This window comes from Streptococcus sp. DD13 (genome assembly GCF_001578875.1).
GTDB lineage: Bacteria > Bacillota > Bacilli > Lactobacillales > Streptococcaceae > Streptococcus.
Map to the genome: position 1 here is coordinate 1,188,984 of NZ_KQ969506.1, position 25,635 is coordinate 1,214,618.

The window sequence follows — 25,635 nt, forward strand, 5'->3', positions numbered from 1 at the left end:
TTGAGATTTCCACGCGGGTCCCCCGCAAAAGGTTCTCCACTTGCCGTATAGACATCACAAATCAACCCAGCTACAGCACCATTTTCATCTCCCCAAGGGAAAACCGTCCAGGTGTTAAGGTCCGGATATAGGTACATATCTGATTCATTGATTCGAACAAACCCTTCGATCGAAGACCCATCGAACATGACTTTATTCGAAAGCACCTTTTCCAATTGTTCCTCGGTCGCTGGAATCTCGACATTTTTCATCGTTCCCAAGATATCTGTGAACATCAATCGTAAAAAGGTTACGTTTTTTCTTCAACTTCTCGACGGATATCAGCTGCTGTAATAGTCATTCAGTACTCCTCCTAAAATGAGCGATTGCTTAGTGTAATGGACGAAACGGATGAGAGGATGTCGTAAACCCACTTTGATGAGATAATTCAGCCCGCAATAAACGACGAACCTCACTATCGGATAAAGATTTCTTCTTATTCGCTTCTCGTTTCGCATATTCTCTTTTAATATCTGCGATCAAAAAACCTTCCGAAAGAAAATCCTTAATTTCTAAAAGTCGGTCCATATCATTCAAAGAATACAACCTACGGTTTCCTTCGTTTCTTTCCGGAAGAATCAATCCTTGATCCTCATAATAACGAATTTGACGTGCTGTCAGGTCCGTCAATTTCATCACAGACCCCATCGGAAAAACGGCAAGGGAACGCCGGAGCTCTTTTTCTTTCATGAACAACTCCTATCTAGGTTATTATAGTACGATTTTCTAACACGGTCAAGAGGCAATGTCAGAACTTCTAACATAGCTGAAATTTTTTACTGATCCACTGCTTTATCTGGGCTCTTCCTTCTTCGAGATAAAAAGGATTTGATTCGGTCGATATCGTAATTGACCAAAATAGCAATAAAGACGCCGATAAATGTCTCAAAAATGCGGGTAAACACATACATAAATGTTTCACCTGGTGCAATTGACAAGGTAATAATGAGCATGGCAGAAACACCACCGATAACACCTGATTTATTTTCCATCGCGACATTCGTCATGATTGTTAACATGGTCATCACCGGAACTAAAAAGAGTGTGACCCAATAAGCCCCGTTAAAATACTGGTTTACAATAAAAAAAAGAAGGGCAAAAAAACCGCCAATACTATTTCCTAGGATACGTGAAACACCGAAATGCACACTTTGATCAAAATCTTCTCGCAAGCTAAAAACCGCTGTCAATGCCCCAATTTGCAATCCTCGCCAACCAAATATCGCAAAAACGAGCAACACAATAAAGACCGCAACACCTGTCTTAAAGGTTCGCATTCCTAATCTAAATTTTGAGACATCAAATTTATGTTTTTTAAAATAATCCATGCCCTACCTCACTTTATTCTATTCTACCATATTCCCTCCTAAATGTTCAAAAACTATGAAACTCTAGACCCTTCTTCCTAGTCTTTTGCTGAAGTTTAATCAGGCAGAGACCACAAAAGAATGAGCTGTTCCCCTTCAGTAAATGAAGCTTTGAAAATACAGTAAATCTTTGAACAACAAAAAGAGAGTGGGACAGAAATCGGTCATTCGTTAGAATTCGATTTCGTCGTCCCACCTCCGCACAGTTGAGTCGAGCTGTAAAAGCTGATGAAATCAGCGCATTAGAGTCCACTCAACCACTGCGTCTTGCTCGACAATCCAAAAACAAAAAAGAGACTAGGACTTTTGTCCCAGCCTCTTGTTACCATTTCAGTTTTGTTCCTTTTCTACAAAATCAGGATTTTGTAGAGACTAACGGGCTGAAATTATTTTTCTGTAAGTGCAGCCAAACCTGGCAATACTTTACCTTCAAGGAGCTCCATTGATGCCCCTCCGCCCGTACTAATCCATGAGAATTTGTCTGCACGTCCAAGGTTGATCGCTGCAGCAGCTGAGTCACCACCACCGATGATGGATTTCACGCCTGGTTGTTTCACGATCGCGTCCATGACACCGATTGTACCAGCTTGGAAGTCAGGGTTTTCAAAGACACCCATTGGTCCGTTCCATACAACTGTTTTCGCACCAGTCAAAGCTTCGTCGAATTTAGCGATTGATTTAGGACCGATATCCAAACCAAGGAAACCTGGGTCTACTGCTTCACCTTCAGTGTCTTTCACTTCAGTGTAGTCAGCAAATGCGTTTGCTTCTTTTGAGTCAACTGGCAAGATCAATTTACCGTTTGATTTTTCAAGAAGAGCTTTCGCAACATCCAGTTTGTCTTCTTCGACAAGTGAGTTACCGATTTCGATTCCTTGTGCTTTGTAGAAGGTGTAAGTCATCCCACCACCAATCAAAACTTTATCCGCTTTTTCAAGCAAGTTTTCGATAACACCGATCTTATCAGAAACTTTTGAACCACCAAGGATGGCTACGAATGGACGTTCTGGAGCTTCAACTGCTTCTTGGATGTAAGCAATTTCGTTTTCAAGAAGGAATCCAGCAACTGCTTTTTCAACGTTTGCTGAGATACCAACGTTAGATGCGTGTGCACGGTGAGCAGTACCGAATGCATCGTTTACGAAGATACCATCTCCAAGTGATGCCCAGTATTTACCAAGATCAGGATCATTTTTAGATTCTTTCTTGCCGTCAACGTCTTCATAACGAGTGTTTTCAACCAAGAGAACTTGTCCGTCTTCAAGAGCGTTAACCGCTGCTTCCAATTCAGCACCACGCGTCACACCTGGGATGAAGACAACATCTTGACCCAATTTAGCAGCCAAGTCAGCCGCTACAGGAGCAAGAGATTTGCCTTCTTTATCCGCTTCTTCTTTTACACGTCCAAGGTGTGAGAAGAGGATTGCACGTCCACCTTGTTCAAGGATGTACTTGATCGTTGGAAGCGCAGCAGTGATACGGTTGTCGTTGGTAATCACGCCGTCTTTTACAGGTACGTTGAAGTCAACACGAACGAGAACTTTTTTCCCTTTCAAGTCAACGTCTTTAACAGTCAATTTAGCCATTTGGAAAGACTCCTTCTTTTTTATACGTGTTAATTATATCACAAAATCAGCAAAAGAGATAGAAAAAGCCTAAACTTTTCTTGTTCTCTATTTCATCTAGCAGAATTGACATTACCTTTGCTTATCAGATGAAACCTTTATTCATTTTCATCTTTCATTAAACCTGTCCTGATACAGTAAATTAAACAGCCACTGAAGGTTGATGAGGGGCTTAGATTGTACATCAAGTACGACTTTCAAACGCTCTTTAGGACCTTTCTTAGACACAAGCAATACATCATAAACACACTAGCAACGGACTATTCAAACGCGAAACTTGAAGCGATTAACAAGCTGATTAAAGACATCAAGCATCTAGGATTTGGGCTGAGAAACTTCATCAACTATAAGAAGGGTGTCTTCATTACTCTAAAGATACAAAAGAGGCTGGGACAAAAGTCCTAGCCTCTCAATTGTATTTGGATTGTCGAGCAAGACGCAGTAGTTGAGCGGGCTCTACTAGGCTGATTTCATCAGCTTTTACAGCCCGACTCAACTGTGCGGAGGTGGGACGACGGAATCGCATTCTAACGAAGGACCGATTTCTGTCCCACTCTCTCTTTCAACAGGTTTAGAGTAACCTTTTAATTCGCTCCTTCCGACCTCTGGCCTAACCTTCTTTTTTCGTTGACACAAGCAACAAAGAAGCAGACAATAGACCAAGCGCAGCAAGAGCCAGTGCATGAGATGAAGCTTTCTCTCCAGTCTCAGGCAAGGTTTGCTCTGATGCAGTTTCCTTAGTAGCCTTCTTTTCCTCAAGTGGTTTTGTAGAAAGCGGAACGATCTTCTTTGGCGACTGGATTTCATTTGGCTCTGAAATCTCTTTGTCAGCCGGATCTTGTGGCTTGTCCGTTGTTGAATCAAGCGCCTTATAAACCACTGTATAGTGGGTAAAGTGAGGCGCTGTGAAGACCACATAACCCTCTACCACTTCAAATGACAATTCCTGAATTGGCTGATTTTCTGGCAAGAAGAGAACCTTCTCAACTTCTCGGCCTTCTTCGATTGGAATGCGAACGAGAGAGGCGTACTGTAGATCGATATCCTGTCCATCAGCATCGACCGCTTCAATGTCAAAGAGGCGACCATTCTTTGTTGTCTCTGAGGAAAGAACGTCTACCTTCAAGCCCTTAATCGCAATTGGTTCCTTAGCAGAGAAGTGAACCTCAATTCCTGTCTTGTCATCTTTGAAGATGATTCTCTTCTCTTCATCTAAAGCAGCAATCGCTTTCTCTAAGCTGGTTTTTGCATCTGCCAATTCTTCAGGAGTTACTGAGTCTTTCTCTAGGAGAGTTTTGACTTGCGCAATCGCTTTTTCCAATCCTTCACGAGCAGGGTGATTTGGCAAGTGAGCTTGTTTTTCTTGTGCTTGAGCTGTTAAGCTTGTCATCTCAAGAACAGCTTCCTTAAACCGCTCTTCACCGTCTAGATTATCCAGGGCTTCTGTTAAGATATTGAGACGTTCATTGACCTGGGCTTGCGTGCTGGTTTCATGCTCTTCCAGGACCAGTTGAGCTTCTGTCACTGCTTCTTCCAAAGCCAGCTTGTTTTCATGGCTAGCAAAGCTATAGATAGGTTTTTCCATCACTTTTTCAGCTTCCGCTAGTTTTTGCTTAAGGTATTCATCGTTGAGCGCCGCTTTTGGCGAGACTAAGACTTCGAAGCTTGCGAGTTGGTCTCGATAGAGAAGTGTCACTGTTTGGCGACCTTCTTTTGATTTATCGTAGCCAAATACATAGACTTCTTGATCTTCCATCGATAGTTCTTCAGACGATCCATCTTCAAACGTTACTTTGAGGCGTCCTTCTGACAAGTCCAAGTTTTCACCAACAGTGTATTCCGTCTTTGGAAGACTTGCAATTCCAATGGCTTGCACAGTCTTTTCCTCCTCATCCGGCTTGGCTTCGACCTGGACGGTAAAGCCCTTGTCTAGAGTTTTTCCTAGATAGGATACCGTCAGGTTTTGCTCTCCCAAATCATTTGCTTTATATCCTGTTACCACGACTGCCGTATTGGTCAATTGAATCAGCTCATCTGGCAAACCATTTTGGTAACGAACTCGTAACAAGCCACCTTCTAGTTGCAAATCTTCTCCCTGAGTATAGGAGGTCTTCGTTGGAGCTTGTTCTAAGCTGACAGATGCAATGGTTTTTTCTTGCTCTGGCACAGAAATGGCTAAGATATTGCTCAATTCTTTCCCTTCTGTTTGAGCTCGGTAGTAAAGCAGATTTGGCTTTTTGTCAAAGTGGATTGGTGCCAACACCAAATCCCCAGCTTCATCTACACTTCCCTGGCCAATTGCCTTGGTGGCTGTTGGTGCATCGTAGACAAAGACTGTCGTCTTAGCCGCTACGTCTTTGAATCCAACTTGGAGGTAGCCATCTCCGAGGTCCCGAACCGCAGCATGTTTCATTGGAACATTAACGGTTTCGGTATCAAGGCTTTCATACATTCTCCAGTTGTAAATCCGGATCGCCTGCCAAGGAGTACCATTATCAGCCGTAATGACATGTAGACGCCATTCTTGTGCCGTAATTGGCTTATCTAGTGTAACATCCGTTACATGCGCCCGATTGCCACGAATTGCTTTAGCTAATTTCCACTGGTTGTCCGCATCTTTGTAGTAAAGATCAAAGTCGCGGGTGTTCATCTTCCCATCATCGACTGACTCTCCACCCGCACCAGCGTGGTCCATCGCCCAACGAACAATGGTCCGAGGTTGAGTCAAGCGGATATCAACCGTACCGCTGAGTTGAGCAGAGGACCATTTGTCTGACAAACTGGTGATTGTCCCATTGAGCATTCCTTCCATACCTTCGCTTCCCTCTGATTTAGGGAAACTGGAATCAATGACCTTGGCTCCTAACACCACATTAGGGGCTAATGCTCTAGGTAATGTCGTATCTCCTGTTGTCATCCCCCAATCAAAGTCCACTAAGCCAGCATCAGAACGTAGACCGTTTTTACCAACCGCTACGACTTTGAGGGTTTGTTTAGTGCCTTGGGCCTGAGCAGAGCGACTTAATTTTGCCAAATAGACCGTTGTGCCTGATGAACCCGTCACGATCCGCCAACCATCTCCATCTTGTTCGTAGACTTCATAATAGTCAGCTCCTTCACTACCTTGGAAATGAATGATTGCCTCTGCTTCTTGTGCATTTTGTAATCGCTTGGCTTTCACAGACACTTGGCTCGGTGCCGCTGGTTTTTCTGTCTGACTATATACAGACAACTGTCCTAGATGGAATTGGAAGTCATCCACTGTTTGATCGCTGTTAAAGTGTAGACCAATGGAGTAAATCGTTTGCCCTTTCAAATCCGAAAGATCAAAAGTTTGCGCTTGCCAATCATCACTCGGACTCAATTTGTAGCGACGAACCGTTTTGTATTCCGGATCTGTCGTGATCGTCACATAGGCCTCTGACTGCAACCCACCCTTGTGAACCAGACTTAATCGGCTGGTATCTTGGACAGCAATTTTTGTAGAGTAGAGCATCACATGCTGATTACTATTTGCTTCTAACTTCCCTGAAAAGGCGATAGAATTCCCACCATTGTAGGCTTGGTCGAAATCATAGCCGCCTTTTAAGGCCTGGGTCCCTTCTGCATGCTGAATCCACCACCGCCAAGTCGGCAATATACCCGAAACCGAGCGATAATTCCATTCACCGTCCTTAGAAACTACTCCATCTACAAACCACTTTTTCCCGTGACCAGTATTAAAGCTAGTACTGAAATTTGGAGAGATAATCACTGTTCGGTCAGCAATTAAATTAGCCAAACCATACCATGATTTATCTCCAGGTTTCCCCTTGGTCGGATCCCCTTGGTAACCTGTCCAGAAGATATCTTCGTGTTTATGGTATCCATCTCCAGTCTTGCCAAGACCCGTTATCGTATCCGGAGCATAAAGACCCAAAGACAATCTCAATTTCCCGTTTGCATCTAAAATAGCGTCCCAGTCTACATTGGTCAAGTAGGACCCGCCACGTTGCAGTTCCAATCCAGCCAGCACATCATATTGGCTTCGTTTGACATAATCAGCTGTGTTGATAGAATAGTCAACATCTGCTTTGTTCCAGTTAAAGTTGGCAAAGAAAGTATCTACCGGCTTATCCCCTTTTTCGTTCTTTTCCATAAACTGGTAGTTATACTCTCCTAAAGCATTTTCATGATACCGACCATATTCATAAGTCATGGCATCATACCAAGAATACTGGATGGGATAGCCAACAGAACGGGCATACTCCTTGGTATAAAGCATAAAGTCCCGCATTTTTGGTCCTAACGGTTTCACCAGACGTCCTGTTGTCTCTTGGTTGATAAAATAACCATCAAAACCATAATATTTCGCTAAATCCACCAGTTTTCGTGCGATTGGAAACGTCTTGGATCCTTCACTATCCTCTTTTAGCGACTCGACAAAGCGCTCTTGATCCTTGAGACTATCAGACCAGTTGTAAAAGAGGGTACCGTAAATAGGAACACCATTCCGATGGGCCGCATCAATCACATCTGGACTTGGAACCAATCCTTCCCAAAAGACCATTGAATCCAAATATTGCCAGTAATCAAAAGCGTAAGCCTTGAATTCTTCCCCACCGACAGAAGCATGGTCCTTAGCTTTGGAATTCATATTGGACAAGGCCTGAACCTTAGCATCAGGATTCGCCTGCTGATTAACAAGCGTCCCACGATAGCGTTCTGCCAATGCAACCGAAGCACGATTGATTGCATCATCTTCTCTAGCCCCAGGTTGCCAGTTCAACAAGTCGGTCCATGTTTCAAACTTCACTTCTTTTGGCCGAATAGATTTCTCCTCTTCTACCGGAGAGTCTGCAACAGCCTTTTCTTCAACCGCCCGAGGTTCTTCAGCAGCTGGTCCAGTTTGTGCTCCCGTTTCTCCTGTACCCTCGATAGTAGATGGCGCAGTGACCACTTCTTTATCAACCAGTTCTTCATCTGTACTCGCTGATGTAGATGTGCCATTCTCAATAGTCGTACTAGATTCGGCTTGAGGAGTTAGAGGCGTTTCTTCTCCATCTTGTGCGCTGACTTCATCTATGTTTGTAGATCCTAGATCCCCTTCCACCACAGTAGAACTGACCTCGGAAGCCACAGCATCATCTGCCGATACAAGAGGCGCCCCCAATAAAAAAGCTCCTATCAAAACGGAACAGACTCCTACTGTGTATTTACGAATGCTAAACCGACTTCTTTTTTCAAATAATTGACCTTTCATCATTTCCTCCTAAGAAATGTACTTTATGAGTATCGTTTCTAAACAGAGCAGTGACAAACTTCTCCTTTCTATTGTAACCGCTTACATATTTCTGTTAGAACCGCCAATCACTGATAGTGTACGCTCTTTGTCGGAATATTGTCAAGATATTTTTAAAAATTCTAGAAATAGATGAATTTTCAATAAAAAAAAGAGAAAAAAAGAGGAGCTAGGCTCCTCTTTTGGATTATTTAGCGATTTTTGCAAAGTACTCAAGAGTACGTACAAGTTGTGAAGTGTAAGACATTTCGTTGTCATACCATGAAACAACTTTTACCAATTGGCTTCCATCAACAGTTTGAACTTTTGTTTGAGTTGCATCAAACAATGAACCATATGAAATACCTACGATATCTGAAGATACGATTGGATCTTCAGTGTAACCAAATGATTCGTTAGATGCTGCTTTCATAGCTGCATTTACTTCTTCAACAGTTACTTCTTTATCAAGAGTTGCAACCAATTCAGTTACAGATCCTGTTGGAACTGGAACACGTTGTGCCGCACCGTCCAATTTACCGTTCAATTCTGGAATTACAAGGCCGATAGCTTTTGCAGCACCAGTTGAGTTAGGAACGATGTTTGCAGCACCAGCACGTGCACGACGAAGGTCGCCACCACGGTGTGGTCCGTCAAGGATCATTTGGTCACCTGTGTAAGCATGGATAGTGGTCATCAAACCTTGTTTTACACCGAAGGCATCATTAAGAGCTTTTGCCATTGGTGCCAAACAGTTAGTTGTACATGAAGCACCTGAGATAACTGTTTCAGTTCCATCAAGTGTGTCGTGGTTTGTGTTAAATACGATTGTTTTCACATCGTTTCCACCAGGAGCTGTGATAACAACTTTCTTAGCACCACCTTTAAGGTGTTTTTCAGCAGCTTCTTTCTTAGCAAAGAAACCAGTTGCTTCAAGAACGATTTCAACGCCATCAGTTGCCCAGTCGATTTGTTCTGGATCACGTTCAGCTGAAACTTTAACGAATTTTCCGTTTACTTCAAATCCACCGTCTTTTACTTCAACAGTTCCGTCGAAACGACCTTGAGTTGTGTCATATTTCAACAAGTGTGCAAGCATTACTGGATCTGTAAGGTCGTTGATACGAGTTACTTCAACACCTTCAACGTTTTGGATACGACGGAATGCAAGACGTCCGATACGACCGAAACCGTTAATACCAACTTTAACTACCATGAATGATTTCCTCCTTATGAAAATCGCGTTAAATTTTTTAAAAGGTTTCCCTTTTAACCATTATGTGAAAATAATAACTTGAATGATTACAAGTATTTTTCAACAGTCTTATTGTACCTCAATTCCCAACAAAAATCAAGGATCTTCCCTTCACTTCAAGCAGGATGAACTTAATTTTCTTTCAGCCTGTCTCTCATTGACTCTTGTTCTTCATATTCTATCTTGACCAACAATTCCTCTAGCCCTCAAGGGAAACGTTCATGTACGGACCGCTAGGAGAGAAGCTTCTTATCAGTTGAAGCATGTTTTTAGAGGATAAACCTCTAATAATAGGTAGAGAAAGGAGGATTTAACCAAAAAAAGAGTCTGAAAGAACCTTTCAAACTCTTCATTTGGAAGAAGCGATTAAGCTTCACCCTTGTTTTTCTTGATAATTTCTTCTTGTACTGATTTTGGTACATCTTCGTAGTGGTCAAAGACCATCATAAAGGTACCGCGACCTTGAGTTGCTGAACGAAGAACAGTTGCATAACCAAACATTTCAGCAAGTGGTACATACGCACGAACGATTTGGCTTGATCCATGTGCTTCCATACCATCTACACGACCACGACGTGCCGTAACATGCCCCATAACATCCCCAAGATTTTCTTCAGGAACAGTTACGGTAACCAACATCATTGGTTCAAGGATTGCTGGTTGAGCAGACTTCGCTGCTTCTTTAAGTGCAAGAGAAGCCGCCACTTTAAAGGCTGTTTCAGATGAGTCCACATCATGGTATGATCCATCATACAATTTCGCTTTGATGTCTACCATTGGGTATCCTGCAAGGACACCGTTTGCCATCGATTCTTGCAATCCTTTTTCAACTGCAGGGATAAATTCGCGAGGAACGACACCACCAACGATAGCGTTCTCGAATTCAAATCCTTTCCCTTCTTCGTTTGGTGTAAATTCAATCCAAACATCACCGAATTGACCTTTACCACCAGATTGACGTTTGAAGAATCCACGTGCTTGAGTAGCCGCACGGAAGGTTTCACGGTAAGATACTTGAGGAGCACCTACATTCGCTTCCACCTTGAATTCACGACGCATACGGTCAACCAAGACATCCAAGTGCAACTCTCCCATACCAGAGATAACAGTTTCACCAGTTTCAGGATTTGTTTCAACACGGAAAGTAGGATCTTCTTCCGCCAGTTTTTGAAGGGCAATACCCATCTTATCTTGGTCAGCTTTGGATTTTGGTTCTACCATCAATTGGATAACAGGTTCTGGAACTTCGATAGACTCAAGAATGATTTTTGCTTTTTCATCGGTCAATGAGTCACCAGTTGTCGTATCCTTCAATCCAACTGCAGCCGCGATATCTCCCGCATAAACAGTTTCGATTTCTTGACGGCTGTTCGCGTGCATTTGAAGGATCCGTCCGATCCGCTCACGTTTTCCTTTAGAAGTGTTCAAGACATAAGAACCTGAGTTCAAGACACCTGAATACACACGGAAGAAAGTCAAACGACCAACGAATGGATCTGTCATGATCTTGAAGGCAAGCGCAGCAAATGGTTCGTTATCAGAGGCTGGACGAGTTTCTTCTTCGTCTGTATCTGGATTGACACCCTTGATCGCTGGAATATCAACCGGACTTGGCAAGTAGTCGATAACAGCATCCAACATCAATTGAACCCCTTTGTTCTTGAAGGCAGATCCACACAATACTGGGAAGAATTCAACATTAATTGTTGCTTGACGGATAGCCGCCTTCAACTCATCGTTGGTAATTTCTTCACCTTCAAGGTATTTCATCATGAGTTCTTCATCAGTTTCCGCAACTGCTTCCACCAATTTTTCACGGTATTCATTTGCTTGATCCACATATTCAGCTGGGATATCTTCTTCCAAAATATCTGTACCAAGGTCGTTGGTATAGATTTCAGCTTTCATCTTGATCAAGTCAATGATTCCACGGAAATCATCTTCAGCACCGATTGGCAATTGAATAGGATGCGCATTTGCTTGCAAACGATCATGAAGTGTACTTACTGAGTAAAGGAAGTCTGCCCCGATTTTGTCCATCTTGTTGGCAAAAACGATACGAGGAACTCCGTATTCCGTTGCTTGACGCCAAACAGTTTCAGTTTGAGGCTCAACACCTGATTGCGAGTCCAAAACAGTTACGGCTCCATCCAATACACGAAGGGAACGTTGTACTTCGATGGTGAAGTCCACGTGTCCTGGGGTATCGATGATATTCACACGGTGACCATCCCATTGAGCCGTTGTCGCAGCAGACGTGATGGTAATCCCACGTTCTTGCTCTTGCTCCATCCAGTCCATTTGGGATGCACCTTCGTGAGTTTCACCGATTTTGTGGATTTTACCAGTGTAGTAAAGGATACGCTCAGTTGTAGTTGTTTTACCGGCATCGACGTGAGCCATGATACCGATGTTACGAGTTTTTTCAAGTGAAAATTCGCGTGCCATGAGGTTATTTCTCCTATTATTTTTCTATTGGATTTTATCCAACAAAACGGATAGGCAGGACCTACCCGTTGTCATCATTTATATTACATGTTGGTGTCAACTTACGATAAAAGTTGAATTGTACTTGGGCTAAAAGCTCAAGTTAATTGATTTGAACCCGAGCGAGGCCCGGCGCAAAAAAGATAAACTGCTTTGTGTTCACGGAACACTGCATCAGTTTCCTATTTTTGCCTTGGGCCTTTGTCGCTCTTAGTATCATTTTCTTACCAACGGAAGTGTGCGAAGGCACGGTTGGCTTCAGCCATACGGTGGGTGTCTTCACGTTTCTTAACAGATGCACCTGTATTGTTGGACGCATCCAAAATTTCTTTTGCAAGACGATCCACCATAGTGTGCTCACCACGGTTCCGCGCGATGGTTACCAACCAACGCAGTCCAAGAGTAGTACGACGCTCAGGACGAACTTCAACTGGGACTTGATAGTTAGATCCACCTACACGACGTGCACGTACTTCAAGTACAGGCATGATGTTTTCCATTGCTTGTTCAAAGACTTCAAGAGGCTCATTTCCTGTTGCTTCCTTGATTTGATCGAACGCACCATATACGATAGATGCTGCAGTACCCCGTTTACCATCTAGCATAAGACGGTTGATCAAACGAGTTACCAATTTTGAGTTGTACAATGGATCTGGCAATACTTCGCGCTTAGGCGCTTGATTTTTACGACTCATTTAGCTAATCTCCCTTCTTACCCTTTTGGACGTTTCGTACCGTATTTAGAACGGCTTTGTTTCCGGTCAGTCACACCTGCTGTATCAAGTGCACCACGAACGATATGGTAACGTACCCCTGGAAGGTCTTTTACACGTCCACCACGAAGAAGCACCACGCTGTGCTCTTGCAAGTTGTGTCCGATACCTGGGATATAAGCAGTTACTTCAATCAAGTTGCTCAAACGTACACGAGCAAATTTACGAAGGGCTGAGTTTGGTTTCTTCGGTGTCATCGTTCCAACACGCGTTGCAACTCCACGTTTTTGTGGGGAAGAAACATTTGTTTGAACTTTTTTACGGCTATTGTAACCAACGTTCAAAGCTGGTGATTTAGATTTTTCTACTTTTGATTTACGCGGTTTGCGAACCAATTGGTTAATTGTAGGCATCTACATTCTCCTGTAAAATTTTTATTTTTGGTTGATAGGGCATTTGGTGACAACCCCTATCTGTGTGTACTTTTGCAACATTTGTCAGCACGTCTCTGTACACTTTTGAGAGACCAAAAGTAAAAAGTACCGTCTATCATAATACCATAGAAGTCCCAGTGTGTCAATAGTTATTCCCGGAAGACGGATGTTTTTGTTCCTACCCTATTTCAAGGAAAGGTAGCGGATTGCATTCGCTAAAAAGAGTGTGAGATCACTTCTACTGAGCATCAATGACCAGGTCTTGCTGGTATTGGCTTTTCGAAGATTCCGTTCCATCAAGAGCTCTGACGCAAACCTGCCGATCCATTTTTGAATCTTCTTCCACTATCCTTGACTATCCAGCTATAGGACAGATGACAAAAAACAGATTCAGAGTTTCCTCCAAACCTGTCCTTGTATTAACGTTCTTACATCATCCCGCCCATCATGCTTGGATCCATTGCTGGTGTTGCACTGGCTGGTTCTGGTTTGTCCGCTACGACCGCCTCCGTTGTCAAGATGAGACTAGCTACAGAAGCCGCATTTTGAAGAGCAGAACGAGTAACCTTCACGGGATCAATAATCCCCGCTTGAATCATATCTACCCATTCACCACTAGCCGCATTGAAGCCCATTCCAGCTTCAGACCGCTTTAATCGATCAATAATAACCGAACCTTCAAAGCCGGCATTATACGCAATCTGACGCATTGGCTCTTCCAATGCTCGTTGCACAATATTCCGACCGGTCGCTTCATCTCCATCGAGGTCTAGGGCAGCTACAGCATCGATCACATCTACCAAGGCTGTTCCACCACCAGCAACAATTCCCTCCTCGACAGCAGCACGTGTCGCATTTAAAGCATCCTCGATTCGAAGTTTCATTTCTTTCAATTCTGTTTCGGTAGCTGCTCCGACTTTGATCACTGCAACACCGCCCGATAATTTTGCAAGGCGCTCTTGTAATTTTTCGCGATCAAATTCGGATGTTGTCGCTTCGATTTGTGATTTAATCACGGCAACACGCTGAGCAATCCCTTCTGAATCTCCAGCACCTTCAACGATAACCGTGCGATCCTTGTCCACCGTTACTTTTGCCGCTTGGCCAAGAGCTTCAATGGTAGCATCTTTAAGCTCTAGCCCTAAATCTTCCGTAATCACAGTTCCACCAGTTAGGATTGCGATATCCTCTAGCATGGCTTTCCGACGATCTCCAAATCCAGGAGCTTTAACCGCCACGACGTTAAAGGTTCCACGAATCTTATTCAATACAAGAGTTGGAAGAGCCTCTCCATCCACATCATCCGCGACAATAAGCAAAGGACGACTTGTTTGAAGAATAGACTCCAACAATGGAAGGACGTCTTGAATATTAGATATCTTTTTATCTGTAATCAGAATATAAGGGTTATCCAACTCAGCAACCATTTTTTCATTATCTGTCACCATATATTGAGACAAGTACCCACGGTCAAATTGCATCCCTTCAACAACATCCAGCTCTGTTTCCATCCCACGGGATTCTTCAATTGTGATGACACCGTCATTTCCGACTTTTTCCATCGCTTCGGAGATGTATTCCCCTACTTTTTCAGAGCGAGAAGACACAGCCGCTACTTGTGCAATCGCTTCTTTTCCAGAAACGGGTTGCGCTTTTTCTTTCAGAGAGGCAACGGCTGCAGAGACCGCTTTTTCGATCCCTCGACGAATACCAATCGGGTTGGCCCCAGCTGTCACATTTTTCAATCCTTCTCGAACAATCGCTTGGGTCAAAACTGTTGCGGTTGTTGTTCCATCTCCTGCGATATCATTGGTTTTGGAAGCAACTTCTGAAACCAATTTTGCTCCCATATTTTCAAAATGATCTTCTAATTCAATCTCTTTTGCGATGGTCACCCCATCATTGGTAATCAGCGGAGAACCGAATGATTTTTCAAGCACTACATTGCGCCCCTTAGGACCCAAGGTAACCTTTACGGTATCTGCTAAAATATCCACCCCGCGGACCATGCTTTCACGTGCGTCTGCTGAAAATTTAATGTCTTTTGCCATTTTATTGCCTCCTATTTTACGACAGCGAGAATATCAGATTCACGGATCACTAGCACTTTTTGTTCTTGATCCGTCACCTCAATACCCGCATGCGCCTCAATCAATACACGATCATCGACAGCAACACTTGGAGCAACTAATTCGCCATTCAGTGTCCGAATCCCTTCTCCAACTGCTACAACAACCGCCGTTTTTGTTTTTCTTGACTAGCACCTGCTAGCACAAACCCTCCAACCGTTTGTTCTTTTTCTTCGATTTTTACGACCACACGGTCGCTAAGTGGTTTTAACATACGAACATTACCTCCTGTTTTTAGCACTCTAACCAACCGAGTGCTAATGGTTACTCTTCTATTGTATCATTTAGTCAGAATTAGTCAAGAATTTATTCCGATTTTCTATATCAACTGAGAGACACAAAAAGAGAGTTGAACCAAACCAACCTTTATCAGATTTGGTTGCAGCCCTTCCCTCTACAACTCGTATAAAACACCTTTTCGTTCCATATGGAGAACGAAGTTTTTGCCATCTTCCATTTTTAACTTTTTATGACCCCACATTTACCACAAGGATTCGTCAAGTGGAGCCATAGCATCTACTTAAAAAGGAAGAGGCTCTTCTTCTAGCGTGACAGTCGTTACTACATCCATACTGCCATTTTCCCTCATCGCACGTTGCGTTTTACTCTCTAACAACTGGAAGGAGTGACCCAAGACTTCTGTCACATAATGCGTCTTCCCGTCCTTTTCATAACGCCGCGTCCGGAGTTCACCATCCAAGGAGATCAGACTCCCTTTGGATCCGTATGCCACCAAATTTTCTGCTAATTTTCCCCAGAAGGTGACTGAAATAAAATCCGCTTCGCGGTCCCCATCCATTGTCTTAAAACGCCGATTCACTGCTAGGGTAACCCGCGTCAGGCTTTTCCCCGTACTGGTCTGTTGCAACTCCGGTGTCGCTGTCAGACGTCCAATTGTGATTACTTTATTGTACATATCATTTCCTCCTATCTATTTATTCGTGAAAGAGGAGACAAAGAAAAAATCCTAGAAAATAGTTCTAGAATTTTTGTTCATTCCTCATTTCCAATGTCGTTTAGGATCAAAAGCTTGGCCAACTTCAATTTCAGCGTCTAGTTCAATAATCCCTCGTTTTTGAGGAGCGTTCGGCAAAGCCAATTCACGAGGGCTACACAACATCCCAAAACTCTCGACTCCACGCAAACTTCCTGGGAAAATCAAGGATCCATCTGGCATCATGGCCCCAGGTAGGGCTGCAACTGTCTTGAGCCCCAAAGAAGCATTTGGAGCTCCACAAACGATTTGAACAACTTGACCATCTTGAATTTCCACCTGACAAATATGCAAGTGGTCGCTATCTGGATGATCTTGAATCTCTCGTATTTGGGCAACAACCAACTTAGGATCCTGATCGTTTTCTAAACGTTCTGCAAATCCTTCTTTTTCCATTTCAGCATTGAGAACTGCAATCTCATCATCTGTTAAGAAAACCTGGCCTCGACCGCTTATAGGAAACAATTTGGAGATATCAAAAATATTCCAGGCCCTCACTTCATTCGTTTCGGGGTTGAAGACACGCGCGATCTTTCCACATCGCTCTACTTGGACTTTCTCATCGTTTGTATTTGTCAAAATTACCAGGAGGACATCTCCTACTTGTTGCTTATTATATGAAAATATCATCTTAACATCCTTCTAAAAACTCGATTACTTGCTCTTTCGTCTTCCGATTTTTATCGACAAAACGAGCGATTTCTTTTCCATTTTCTATCACTAAAAAACTCGGAATCCCAAAGATATCCCACTGCTGGGCTAAGGGCATGAACTCATCCCGATCCAACTCCACAAATATCCAATCAGGAAAATGCGCTTCAATCGTTGGATAGTGGGGCTTCAAAACTCGACAATCTCCACACCAATCCGCCGTAAAGACAAATACTGTTTTTTTCCCATTTTGGATCAAGCCTTCGACTTCTTCCATTGATTTCGCCCGAATCATCGTGTTTCCTCCTCAATCGTTAATGCCTGTCCGAGCATTTCATAAGAAAAGACTCGACCATCCTCTAAAACCGCTCCTCCAATCAGGTCATCTCCAGACGATTCTTCTTCCAAAATATAAAAGCCAGCGATTTCTCCTTTTCGCAGAAGCTCTGCCCGAATGGCCAGTATCTTTCGCTCTTTCTTTTTCTGCTCTAATTTATTCTGCACTATTTGAAATCCTACCATCAGACCAGCAAAACCAGCAAGTCCAATCCCTAGTAGACGTTTATTTTTCTTCTTCATAGCTCACATTTTATCACAATTTCTGCTAAAATAGTAGCTATAAGGAGGAGCAAAATGGAAGACTTAACACTATTTCATAACATCAAAAAAGTAACAGAATTAACAGGTGTCTCTGGATTTGAAGGCCCTGTTCGCACCTACTTACGTGACCAACTTACTCCCTACGTGGATCGGATCGAGACAGATGGCTTAGGAGGTCTATTCGGTATAAAAGAATCCAGCCAACCCCAAGCACCCCGAATCCTGGTCGCATCGCATATGGATGAAGTCGGGTTTATGATCCGTGAAATCAAATCAGACGGAACCTTTCGAGCAGTGGCTCTGGGTGGGTGGAATCCTCTCGTCATCTCTAGCCAACGCTTTCAATTACATCTTCAAGACGGTCGTATCATCCCTGTCATTTCTGGTTCTATGCCTCCACACCTCCTACGTGGAAGCAACGGAAACCCTGGTTTACCGAGCGTAGATGAGATCATTTTTGATGCTGGATTTACCGATAAGGAAGAAGCAGAGACATTCGGAGTCCGTCCTGGAGATCAAATCATCCCTGAAAGCGAAGCTATTTTGACTGCAAACGGAAAAAATGTTATTTCGAAAGCCTGGGACAACCGGTATGGAGTGCTGATGGTATCTGAACTCGTAAGAAGCCTTGAAAATCAATCACTAGGCAATACCTTAATTGCTGGAGCAAATGTCCAAGAAGAGGTTGGCCTCCGTGGTGCCCATGCATCAACAACAAAGTTTGACCCAGAAATCTTTCTCGCAGTAGATTGCTCTCCAGCAGGAGACGTCTTTGGAGACCAAGGAGCCATTGGACAAGGAACCCTGCTACGATTTTATGATCCCGGCCATATCCTCTTGCCAAATATGAAAGACTTCCTTCTAACGACTGCGGAAGAAGCTGGCATTAAATATCAATACTATTGCGCAAAAGGTGGGACAGATGCTGGAGCCGCTCATCTCAAAAACCAAGGAATCCCATCAACCACCATTGGCGTCTGCGCCCGTTATATCCATTCACATCAGACTCTCTACAGCATGGATGATTTCTTACAAGCCCAAGCCTTCTTACAAGCCTTGGTGAAAAAACTCGATCGCTCTACCGTTGATTTGATCAAACGATATTAGCCATCCTGACCTATTCAAAAGGAGACCGACCTGGTAGGGTCGGTCTCCTTTTTAGGGGATAGCGTTACCAATTCATGCCTGTCTACGCAGACGGTCATGTTTTATTTCTTTCTCGTCAAGCCCATCAAACGACGGACCTCCGGAATTTTTTGAAGCGGTGGAATCAAAGCCATGGTCACCAGTACGCGAACTGGTATTTCAAATACTTTGAAAATCCGTCCCGATGCATACTGTGCCAAAATCGGCACTCCGTTATAAATCCAATTCAAAATCGGGGTGACAATAAAGGTCCCAAGGAGCATGATCGCTAACGTTGCCAATGTTACTCGTAACCAAGATTTTGGTTCCTTAGCATCTAACTCATTTCCATAATAAAAATAACCGTATAAAGCTCCTTGGACAGCCTCTAACAAGGTAAACCAGATAATAAATTGCCCCATTCCACCACTTAGGGCCATACCAATGACATCACCAGCCGCTAATCCTACAAATCCCCAGAAGGGACCACCAACCATCCCAATCAACGTATTGGCGACAAACGCAAAGGACACTTTCAAGAGTCCGGGAATAATCGTAATCGTCCCTAAACGCTTGATCACGATCGAGAGGGCAATCAACATCGCAATAGTTGTAATGCGTTGAATAGTAAATACTGACTTCTTTTGCAAAATAAGGCTCCTTTATCATTGGGGGGAGCTGTCCTAGAGAATTCTATCGACAGCGGATGCAATGGTTCACCGCGTTTTCACTTCGTTGTATAGCAACATCCCGTCCATACACACTTGACGCAAACCACCTACTCTGTTCTTTTCCTGTTCATCATACCATAAAAAAGGACATTTGTACAGTATCCGTTTTCAAAAAAGAGAGGGGGACAGAAATCGGTCCTTCGTTAGAATTCGATTTCTATCCCACCTCCGCACAGTTGAGTCGAGCTGTAAAAGCGGATGAAATCAACCTAATAGAGCCTACTCAACCACTGCGTCTTGCTCGACCATCCAAAAACAATGGAGAGGCTAGGACTTTTGTCCCAGCCTCTTTGTTTTAATTTTTTAGTCGTTCAACATCGCGTGCAATGACCAATTCCTCGTCTGTCGGAATGACCAGTACCTTCACTTTTGATGCCGGTGTTGAAATTTCACCCGTATAACCAAAGACATTCTTTTCTGGGTCCAATTCCATTCCAAACCAAGATAACCCCTGGACAATGTCATTTCTCATCATCACAGCATTTTCACCCATTCCTGCTGTAAAGACAATGGCATCTGCCCCATTTAACACAGCAAAATATTGACCAATAAATTTCTTCAGTCGATCAATAAACATATTGTAGGTCAAGACCACTTGTGGATCATGATTTTGAAGACCAGCTTCAATATCACGCATATCACTAGATACTTGCGAAACTCCCAAGAGGCCTGATTGTTTGTTCAGCATGTTGATCACATCCGCTGCGTCATTCAAATCTGGATCATTTGCAATCAAGTAAGGAATAATCGCTGGATCAATATCACCTGAACGAGTCCCCATCATTGGACCAGCTAGCGGTGTGAAGCCCATAGAAGTATCAACAGACTCCCCGTGATAGTTAGCCGTAATGGAAATCCCATTCCCGATATGAGCCGTGATCAGCTTTAATTTATCTAAAGGCTTGCCAAGTACTTTAGCAGCTTCTTGCGCTACATAATAATGGCTGGTCCCGTGTGCCCCATATTTACGAACTTTATTTTCCTTGTAATATTTTGTAGGAATTGGATACAAGTAAGTTGCTGGTTGCATGGTTGTATGGAAAGCTGTATCAAATACCGCCACAGAGGTAATATCTGGCAAAATTTCACGGAAAGCTCGAATTCCAGCTGCATTTGCTGGATTGTGAAGCGGAGCCAACTCAGACAAACGTTCAATCTCTGCTAAGACTTCATCGTCTACCACAACGGATTCTTTGAAGCTTTCTCCACCAGCTACTACCCGATGTCCTGCTCCAGTAATCTCACTAAAATCTTGAATAATCCCCAGTTCAATAAGGTCATTTAACAAAATTTTTACAGCTTGTACATGGTCTGCAATATCAAGAACCAGTTCATGTTTTTGGTCACCATACTTGACCGTCGGAACAGAGTCCTTAAGCCCAATTCGCTCAATTAATCCTTTCGCGAGAACCTTCTCTTCTGGCATTTCGTAAAGTTGCCATTTCAAACTAGAGCTACCTGCATTGATTGCAATTGTTTTTGTCATATTATTCCCTCTCTAAAAGCGTTTTCCTTAGTCTAGTATAGCAGAATTCTGCTTATTTTGCATTCTCTTCTTGCCACTTTTTAAACTTTAAGGTGAAATCTCGCATTTCGTCTGCATTTTGTAAATCCCGAATCGGATACACAAAAACTTCCTTTTCCACTTCTTTTTTCCGTTGCAAGATAAAAATGGACTTGCTCATGTGCTTTGCACGAAAAACATTTTGTGGCAGAGCAATAATGGCTAATAGACTCGCTTGTTCTTGAAGCCATTTTTTTAATAGGTCTGCTTGGGGACTAGACAAGAGATCGTTCGGCGCCAGAAAGATGGCAAATCCATCTTTTTTTAAGTATTTTAAAGCCTGCTCCATCAACAAATGATGGGCATAGGTGTGTTCTTCTTTTGCAGCCACTTGATAGCGATGTGCGATGGTATCATCTGGATAATAGCCAATCGGAAGATCTCCAACAATGACTTGACTTTCTTTTAAAATTTGAGGGCGAACAGCATCTCCTTGGGCAAAACCAAGCTCTACCCCCATCACGTCAGCGATACTAGCAGATAAATCAATCAATAAATCATCCACTTCGATGCCGTAGTAGTCTAGAGTCCGCTGGCTGTGATTCAGGATGGTATAAGCAAGATTCCCCGTCCCTGAACCAATTTCTAGAACGGTTACCGTTTCTGACTCTGTGAGTTGGTCTATTAAATAGGTCATCAAAAAGCCGATGCTGTCTGGGGTAAACTGGTGGTTAAACTGCAAAGGCTCTGTTTGATTGCCTTTGATAAATAAAAATTGGAAACTTCGTCTCCATTCTTCTACGGTTAGGTCAAGCTGACGCAACCGCTGATTATTTTCTTTGACCCGATCCCAATCTCCTTCACCAGTCGTATAGGCGACATTCTGCTCAATCAAGGCATCATAAAAGTTGGTAGAAAGGGCATTTTGAATCGTTTGAACATTTTCTAGCAGGAGTTCATAAGCCTGCTCAATCTTTTCGAATTCCATGCCTCTATCATATCAAAATTCAACTGCTTTTGCTAGGAGGCGCCATCTGATATTCATAGCTTTCTCCAGTAGGCAAACGGACGATTAGAACCATCCAATCCTGCTCTATAACATAGTCACAAAGCCCTTCTTGGTAGGTCAACGTCCCTTTACGTTTTTGATCTTTTAGCAACTCTTTACTCGAGCGCAATTCCTGTTCAGATACATAGGCAATAGCACGCGCTTGCTGGTTTTTTGCGATTTCTTTATGCAAGTCCATTGCGGCAGTTTGACGGTGGAGATAAAAGTTCAACAAGAGAGAAAACACAGCGAGCATAAGCAGTGCATACAGTAGTATTCCTGCCTTAACTTGCTTTTTGAAAAGCATATGCAAACTCCTTTATAACTCCATTTTCAAACGTGAATTGAAAGTGAACAAGACCATTTTTTTCACGAACCCTGACAGTAGATAATCCATACAGCATGGGTTGGTAGCCCTTCCCTTTATGATCGGTCTTTCTGAAATCCCCTGCCCCAGATAAAGCAAAAGCTAACTGTTGCTTTCGTTTCCGAACCAGCAGGCGGTTCTGCTCCACCTTCTCTAGAACGACTCCATCCAGCTCTGTACGAAATTGATCGACAAACAAGGACCAATCTTTCTGCACATTTGTCGAAAGATACTGCACTTCTTGATGAACGAGACTGGTCAATCCTTGAAACACCAGCAAACTTCCTGACATCACAAATAAGGCCACGAGACACTCTAATAAGGTAAAGGCAGGAACTTCTTTATTTTTTAAGAACATGAAGAATCTCCTTTCCTTCTGATTGAATCCGGACCCCTTCTTCACTTCGCTGAACTTCGACTTCTATCCCATTTAGATTGAGGCGTGTTTGACCGGTTTGGAGGGCAATCAGCGCTGTCTCTCTCTCCTCTCGTTGATGATGCAAGCTTTCTTGGTTGAGTCTCAAACCTCTGACACTCTCCAGAAGAAGACTGACAATCATTGCAAATATAAACAAACTAAACAACGCTTCAACGAGAATGTAGGCATTAACGGTTCTTTTTCTGATAACGACCACTTCCTATATACAATTGATACTCTACGAAACCATTTCTTGATTGAAAAACGACTTTCTGCAAAGAAGAATTCCCACCTGTCCCGGGCGCAAAGACAATTCGATAGGACTGCGCTGGCCGAACCCCTTGGGGGTAGATACTCGTTTGACGGCCATTTGTGATACTCGTCTCATTGATTTGGAGGACAACCTCTTGATGCGAGTGAAGAGCCCTATCTTGACTTTCCCGATAGAGAGCTTCGAAGTCTTGAAAAAATAATTGTTCTTGTGCCTGATGAAAGCCCTCGCCTACACCCGAGTAAAAGAGCAAGGTTACAAAACTGACAACAAACAAGGTCAAAAGAGACTCAACCAAGGTAAAGGCCTTAATTTCCAATATTTGCCGTTTGGTCCGAATGTTTTGCATAATATTCCTGATAGGCACTTGACTGCTCCTTCGTAATCATCCCTTGACTGACCAGCTTCTGAAGGGAGGCCGTATCCGTATGCGACATCTCATATAATTCCGCTTGACCTTCCACCACCTTGACAATCGCTGCATTACCGGTTTCTTTTACATTTTCTTTTTGATTGGATAAATTGGGAACGAATAAAAGAAGAAGAACACTAATAATCAGTAAGACAATTAACATCTCGATTAATGTAAAAGCAGAAACATATTTTCTTTTTAATTTTTCCATTTAAAACTCCATATTCTGATATATCGGCAGTAGCATTGCTACATAAATGAGGACAATTATGAGGGCGACAAACAAAAAGACCATGGGTTGAATCCACTGCATTTTCTGATGGAGCCGCCTAAAAAAGTCTTTCCAACAGCGCTCTGCATAAATCACAAGCTCCTTTCCGAGCTTTCCTTTCGCGTCTCCATATTCGATCATAAGAGGCAACTCCCGTCTAAAGAAAGGATAAAGGGCTACTTGATTATGAAAGCCTCTGCCACTGGCTAGCGCTTTTGTAAACTCTTCTCCAAGCTCTTGAAATAAGCGGGATCGTTGCTGAGTCATGACGGAAACAACCGTTGCCAAATCGAGCCCCTGGTCGATTAAATTCCCCCACTCGCGTGCGTAATAAGCCGTTAGATACAACTGAATCAAGGGACCAACTAGGGGCAATCGACTCAACCGTGTACATACAAGGATTTTCTTACTTTTTCGGAAGTAGAGAGTCGCCCCATAGACCAACACAAGTACACTTCCAAAAAGGAGCAAGAATATCGTCGGTAAATGTCCGATCAGCTGCGTCGCAAGGTTTTCATCCTCCATCTGAGGGATTAAATAATTTTTCAAACCTATCATCATCAGGATTAAAAAAAGCAGTAAAATCAAAGGGTAAGTTAAAACTTCTACTAATTTATTTCGGACTTGGGACAGGCTTTTCAGGTAGTCTGAAATTTTCAGAAGACTGTGTGTCAAATGGCCATGCTGTTCCGCTAAGGCGACCTGGGTGGTGACCGAAGAGGAAAAACCAAGGTCTTCTAAAATTTTCGAAAAGCTTGCCCCCTCTAACAAGCCTTTTTCCATATGGTCTGTGTATTTCTCTGGAAGCAGACAGCTTCTTTTTAAAAATGAAATACTTTCGGATAAATGAAAACCACTCGAGAGAAGATTGTAGAAGAGATCAATCACTTCAAGCTGTTGTTTGATCTTTAATTTTTTCGGTGGCCGCTTCGGATGAAAGAATCCGACCTTCTTCCACCAGACGATCCATTTTGCGGTTCCAAGCCTGTGGTGAATGGTCCTTAAAATTTTCATTCGCATAATCGACAACTCCTCCTCCTGCTATTAATCGCTGATAAAACACTCCTTGAAGAGCCTTATCAAGTTCCTCCGGCGCAACTCCTAGCTCCGTCATCCGATGATAGACTCCGGGAATCCCCTTGGCATGAATGGTTGAAAAAACGGTGAGGCCTGTTAAGCTAGCTCGGAGAACAGCTTGTGCCGTTTTAGAATCTCTAATTTCTCCAATAATCAAGAGATCTGGGCGATGGCGTAGCGAGAGCTTAATTAGATTTTCATAAGTGAGTCCGATTGCTTCATTTACTTGCAGTTGCAACATCTGTTCTTGTTGAATTTCAACAGGATCTTCAATCGTCAGAATTTGTCGCTCCGCAAAACATTCTTGGGCCAAGCGATACATGAGACTGGTCTTCCCTGACCCCACCGGTCCTGAAAACAAGTACAGACCTCGACCAGAAATGACAGGTTTAAAATCTGTCATTTGATCAAACCAAAAGGTCAAATTATCTAAATCGGGATAGAGGAAGCGCACCACCATACTTTCACGGTTTTGGTAATCCGCAACAGTTGATAAGCGCATCGCAATGTGACCCGAACCATACTCATAGTCACAAGACCCCAACTGACTTCGACGCTTCTCTCCAACATTCATCCCTGCCAAAAATTTAAAATGACTGATTAAGGCGTTGTAAGTCGCGCTTTCCACCTTGCGAAACCAGGTTCGTTCTTCCCGAATTCTTCCATAAAGATGATACTCTCCTTCTTTTGGAAGGAAATACAAATCACTGACTCGCTTGGTGACAGCTTCCTGAATAAGTTCCTGTGCTAATGCTTGTACCATATTTTTCTCCTCACTCTTTTATTCGAAAAGGTCTTGCCCCTTTTCTTACTTATATCAAAATAAAACAAGTGATTTTGGAGGGAGCTATAAAAAA

24 protein-coding genes, 3 pseudogenes and 1 riboswitch are annotated in these 25,635 nt (G+C 43.1%); of the genes and pseudogenes, 2 read left to right on the top strand and 25 right to left on the bottom strand.

The window, feature by feature from the left end:
• From STRDD13_RS05520 to STRDD13_RS05535, 4 genes and pseudogenes are all read right to left on the bottom strand, one after another.
• Positions 1–340, bottom strand: a pseudogene (locus STRDD13_RS05520) (glutamine synthetase beta-grasp domain-containing protein); the annotation flags it as partial.
• A 29-nt stretch (positions 341–369) separates the two neighbouring features.
• Positions 370–729 (bottom strand): MerR family transcriptional regulator, encoded by a 360-nt coding sequence (locus tag STRDD13_RS05525; protein ID WP_067102855.1) that lies wholly within the window; start codon positions 727–729, stop codon positions 370–372.
• Between the two features lie 86 nt (positions 730–815).
• The gene (locus STRDD13_RS05530) at positions 816–1,367 is read right to left on the bottom strand and encodes an FUSC family protein (RefSeq protein WP_067102857.1); all 552 of its coding nucleotides are present in this window, start codon (positions 1,365–1,367) and stop codon (positions 816–818) included.
• Positions 1,368–1,792: 425 nt separating this feature from the next.
• Positions 1,793–2,992 (bottom strand): phosphoglycerate kinase, encoded by a 1,200-nt coding sequence (locus tag STRDD13_RS05535; RefSeq protein WP_067102858.1) that lies wholly within the window; start codon positions 2,990–2,992, stop codon positions 1,793–1,795.
• A 234-nt stretch (positions 2,993–3,226) separates the two neighbouring features.
• Here STRDD13_RS05535 and STRDD13_RS05540 point away from each other — a divergent pair.
• A pseudogene (locus STRDD13_RS05540) lies at positions 3,227–3,436 on the top strand (transposase); the annotation flags it as partial.
• Positions 3,437–3,641: 205 nt separating this feature from the next.
• On the opposite strand, the gene STRDD13_RS05545 reads toward STRDD13_RS05540, so the two are convergent.
• The 11 genes and pseudogenes from STRDD13_RS05545 to STRDD13_RS05595 all read right to left on the bottom strand — a co-directional run bounded on the left by STRDD13_RS05545 (position 3,642) and on the right by STRDD13_RS05595 (position 17,533).
• Complete coding sequence (locus tag STRDD13_RS05545) at positions 3,642–8,273, bottom strand: endo-beta-N-acetylglucosaminidase (RefSeq protein WP_067102860.1); 4,632 nt, start codon at positions 8,271–8,273, stop codon at positions 3,642–3,644.
• Positions 8,274–8,499: 226 nt separating this feature from the next.
• Entirely contained in the window at positions 8,500–9,507 is a 1,008-nt protein-coding gene (gap, locus tag STRDD13_RS05550; RefSeq protein ID WP_067102862.1) for a type I glyceraldehyde-3-phosphate dehydrogenase, read from the bottom strand.
• A gap of 405 nt (positions 9,508–9,912) precedes the next feature.
• Positions 9,913–11,994 (bottom strand): elongation factor G, encoded by a 2,082-nt coding sequence (fusA, locus tag STRDD13_RS05555; protein ID WP_067102864.1) that lies wholly within the window; start codon positions 11,992–11,994, stop codon positions 9,913–9,915.
• A 263-nt stretch (positions 11,995–12,257) separates the two neighbouring features.
• Entirely contained in the window at positions 12,258–12,728 is a 471-nt protein-coding gene (gene rpsG, locus STRDD13_RS05560) for a 30S ribosomal protein S7 (protein WP_067102865.1), read from the bottom strand.
• 17 nt (positions 12,729–12,745) lie between these two features.
• Positions 12,746–13,159 carry a 30S ribosomal protein S12 gene (gene rpsL, locus STRDD13_RS05565; RefSeq protein ID WP_067102867.1) on the bottom strand — a complete coding sequence of 138 codons (414 nt, stop codon included), beginning with the start codon at positions 13,157–13,159 and terminating at the stop codon, positions 12,746–12,748.
• Positions 13,160–13,608: 449 nt separating this feature from the next.
• Positions 13,609–15,231, bottom strand: coding sequence for a chaperonin GroEL (gene groL, locus STRDD13_RS05570; RefSeq protein ID WP_067102869.1), 1,623 nt, complete (start codon positions 15,229–15,231; stop codon positions 13,609–13,611).
• An 11-nt stretch (positions 15,232–15,242) separates the two neighbouring features.
• Positions 15,243–15,523: pseudogene (gene groES / locus STRDD13_RS08275) on the bottom strand (co-chaperone GroES).
• 306 nt (positions 15,524–15,829) lie between these two features.
• The gene (locus tag STRDD13_RS05580; RefSeq protein WP_067102872.1) at positions 15,830–16,225 is read right to left on the bottom strand and encodes a single-stranded DNA-binding protein; all 396 of its coding nucleotides are present in this window, start codon (positions 16,223–16,225) and stop codon (positions 15,830–15,832) included.
• 84 nt (positions 16,226–16,309) lie between these two features.
• The gene (gene ytpR, locus STRDD13_RS05585; RefSeq protein ID WP_067102874.1) at positions 16,310–16,933 is read right to left on the bottom strand and encodes a YtpR family tRNA-binding protein; all 624 of its coding nucleotides are present in this window, start codon (positions 16,931–16,933) and stop codon (positions 16,310–16,312) included.
• Position 16,934: 1 nt separating this feature from the next.
• Positions 16,935–17,249, bottom strand: coding sequence for a thioredoxin family protein (locus STRDD13_RS05590; RefSeq protein WP_067102876.1), 315 nt, complete (start codon positions 17,247–17,249; stop codon positions 16,935–16,937).
• Positions 17,246–17,533, bottom strand: a complete 288-nt coding sequence (locus STRDD13_RS05595; RefSeq protein WP_067102878.1) for a DUF4651 domain-containing protein — start codon at positions 17,531–17,533, stop codon at positions 17,246–17,248. Before STRDD13_RS05595 ends, STRDD13_RS05590 begins: the two co-directional genes overlap by 4 nt.
• Positions 17,534–17,587: 54 nt before the next feature.
• Between STRDD13_RS05595 and pepA the strand changes: the two genes are divergently transcribed.
• Positions 17,588–18,661, top strand: coding sequence for a glutamyl aminopeptidase (gene pepA, locus STRDD13_RS05600; protein ID WP_067102880.1), 1,074 nt, complete (start codon positions 17,588–17,590; stop codon positions 18,659–18,661).
• A gap of 101 nt (positions 18,662–18,762) precedes the next feature.
• Here pepA and STRDD13_RS05605 read toward each other — a convergent pair whose 3' ends face one another.
• The 10 genes from STRDD13_RS05605 to comGA all read right to left on the bottom strand — a co-directional run bounded on the left by STRDD13_RS05605 (position 18,763) and on the right by comGA (position 25,541).
• On the bottom strand, positions 18,763–19,329 hold the full coding sequence (locus STRDD13_RS05605) for a folate family ECF transporter S component (protein ID WP_082781185.1): 567 nt from the start codon (positions 19,327–19,329) through the stop codon (positions 18,763–18,765).
• Between the two features lie 48 nt (positions 19,330–19,377).
• Positions 19,378–19,467: riboswitch (THF riboswitch) on the bottom strand.
• Positions 19,468–19,705: 238 nt separating this feature from the next.
• Positions 19,706–20,896 carry an acetate kinase gene (locus tag STRDD13_RS05610; protein WP_067102882.1) on the bottom strand — a complete coding sequence of 397 codons (1,191 nt, stop codon included), beginning with the start codon at positions 20,894–20,896 and terminating at the stop codon, positions 19,706–19,708.
• 52 nt (positions 20,897–20,948) lie between these two features.
• Positions 20,949–21,902: a class I SAM-dependent methyltransferase gene (locus STRDD13_RS05615; protein WP_067102884.1), complete on the bottom strand. Its 954-nt coding sequence runs from the start codon at positions 21,900–21,902 to the stop codon at positions 20,949–20,951.
• A 19-nt stretch (positions 21,903–21,921) separates the two neighbouring features.
• Complete coding sequence (comGG, locus tag STRDD13_RS08755) at positions 21,922–22,269, bottom strand: competence type IV pilus minor pilin ComGG (RefSeq protein WP_067102886.1); 348 nt, start codon at positions 22,267–22,269, stop codon at positions 21,922–21,924.
• Positions 22,247–22,687, bottom strand: coding sequence for a competence type IV pilus minor pilin ComGF (gene comGF / locus STRDD13_RS05625; RefSeq protein ID WP_067102888.1), 441 nt, complete (start codon positions 22,685–22,687; stop codon positions 22,247–22,249). The genes comGG and comGF overlap by 23 nt, the downstream gene beginning before the upstream one ends.
• Positions 22,671–22,889: a competence system putative prepilin ComGE gene (comGE, locus tag STRDD13_RS05630; protein ID WP_231852573.1), complete on the bottom strand. Its 219-nt coding sequence runs from the start codon at positions 22,887–22,889 to the stop codon at positions 22,671–22,673. Before comGE ends, comGF begins: the two co-directional genes overlap by 17 nt.
• A gap of 46 nt (positions 22,890–22,935) precedes the next feature.
• Entirely contained in the window at positions 22,936–23,385 is a 450-nt protein-coding gene (gene comGD / locus STRDD13_RS05635) for a competence type IV pilus minor pilin ComGD (RefSeq protein WP_231852563.1), read from the bottom strand.
• Entirely contained in the window at positions 23,327–23,641 is a 315-nt protein-coding gene (gene comGC / locus STRDD13_RS08485) for a competence type IV pilus major pilin ComGC (RefSeq protein WP_067102893.1), read from the bottom strand. The genes comGD and comGC overlap by 59 nt, the downstream gene beginning before the upstream one ends.
• Positions 23,642–24,709: a competence type IV pilus assembly protein ComGB gene (comGB, locus tag STRDD13_RS05645; protein WP_269450105.1), complete on the bottom strand. Its 1,068-nt coding sequence runs from the start codon at positions 24,707–24,709 to the stop codon at positions 23,642–23,644.
• The gene (gene comGA, locus STRDD13_RS05650; RefSeq protein WP_067102895.1) at positions 24,591–25,541 is read right to left on the bottom strand and encodes a competence type IV pilus ATPase ComGA; all 951 of its coding nucleotides are present in this window, start codon (positions 25,539–25,541) and stop codon (positions 24,591–24,593) included. The genes comGB and comGA overlap by 119 nt, the downstream gene beginning before the upstream one ends.
• Between the last annotated feature and the right edge of the window lie 94 nt (positions 25,542–25,635).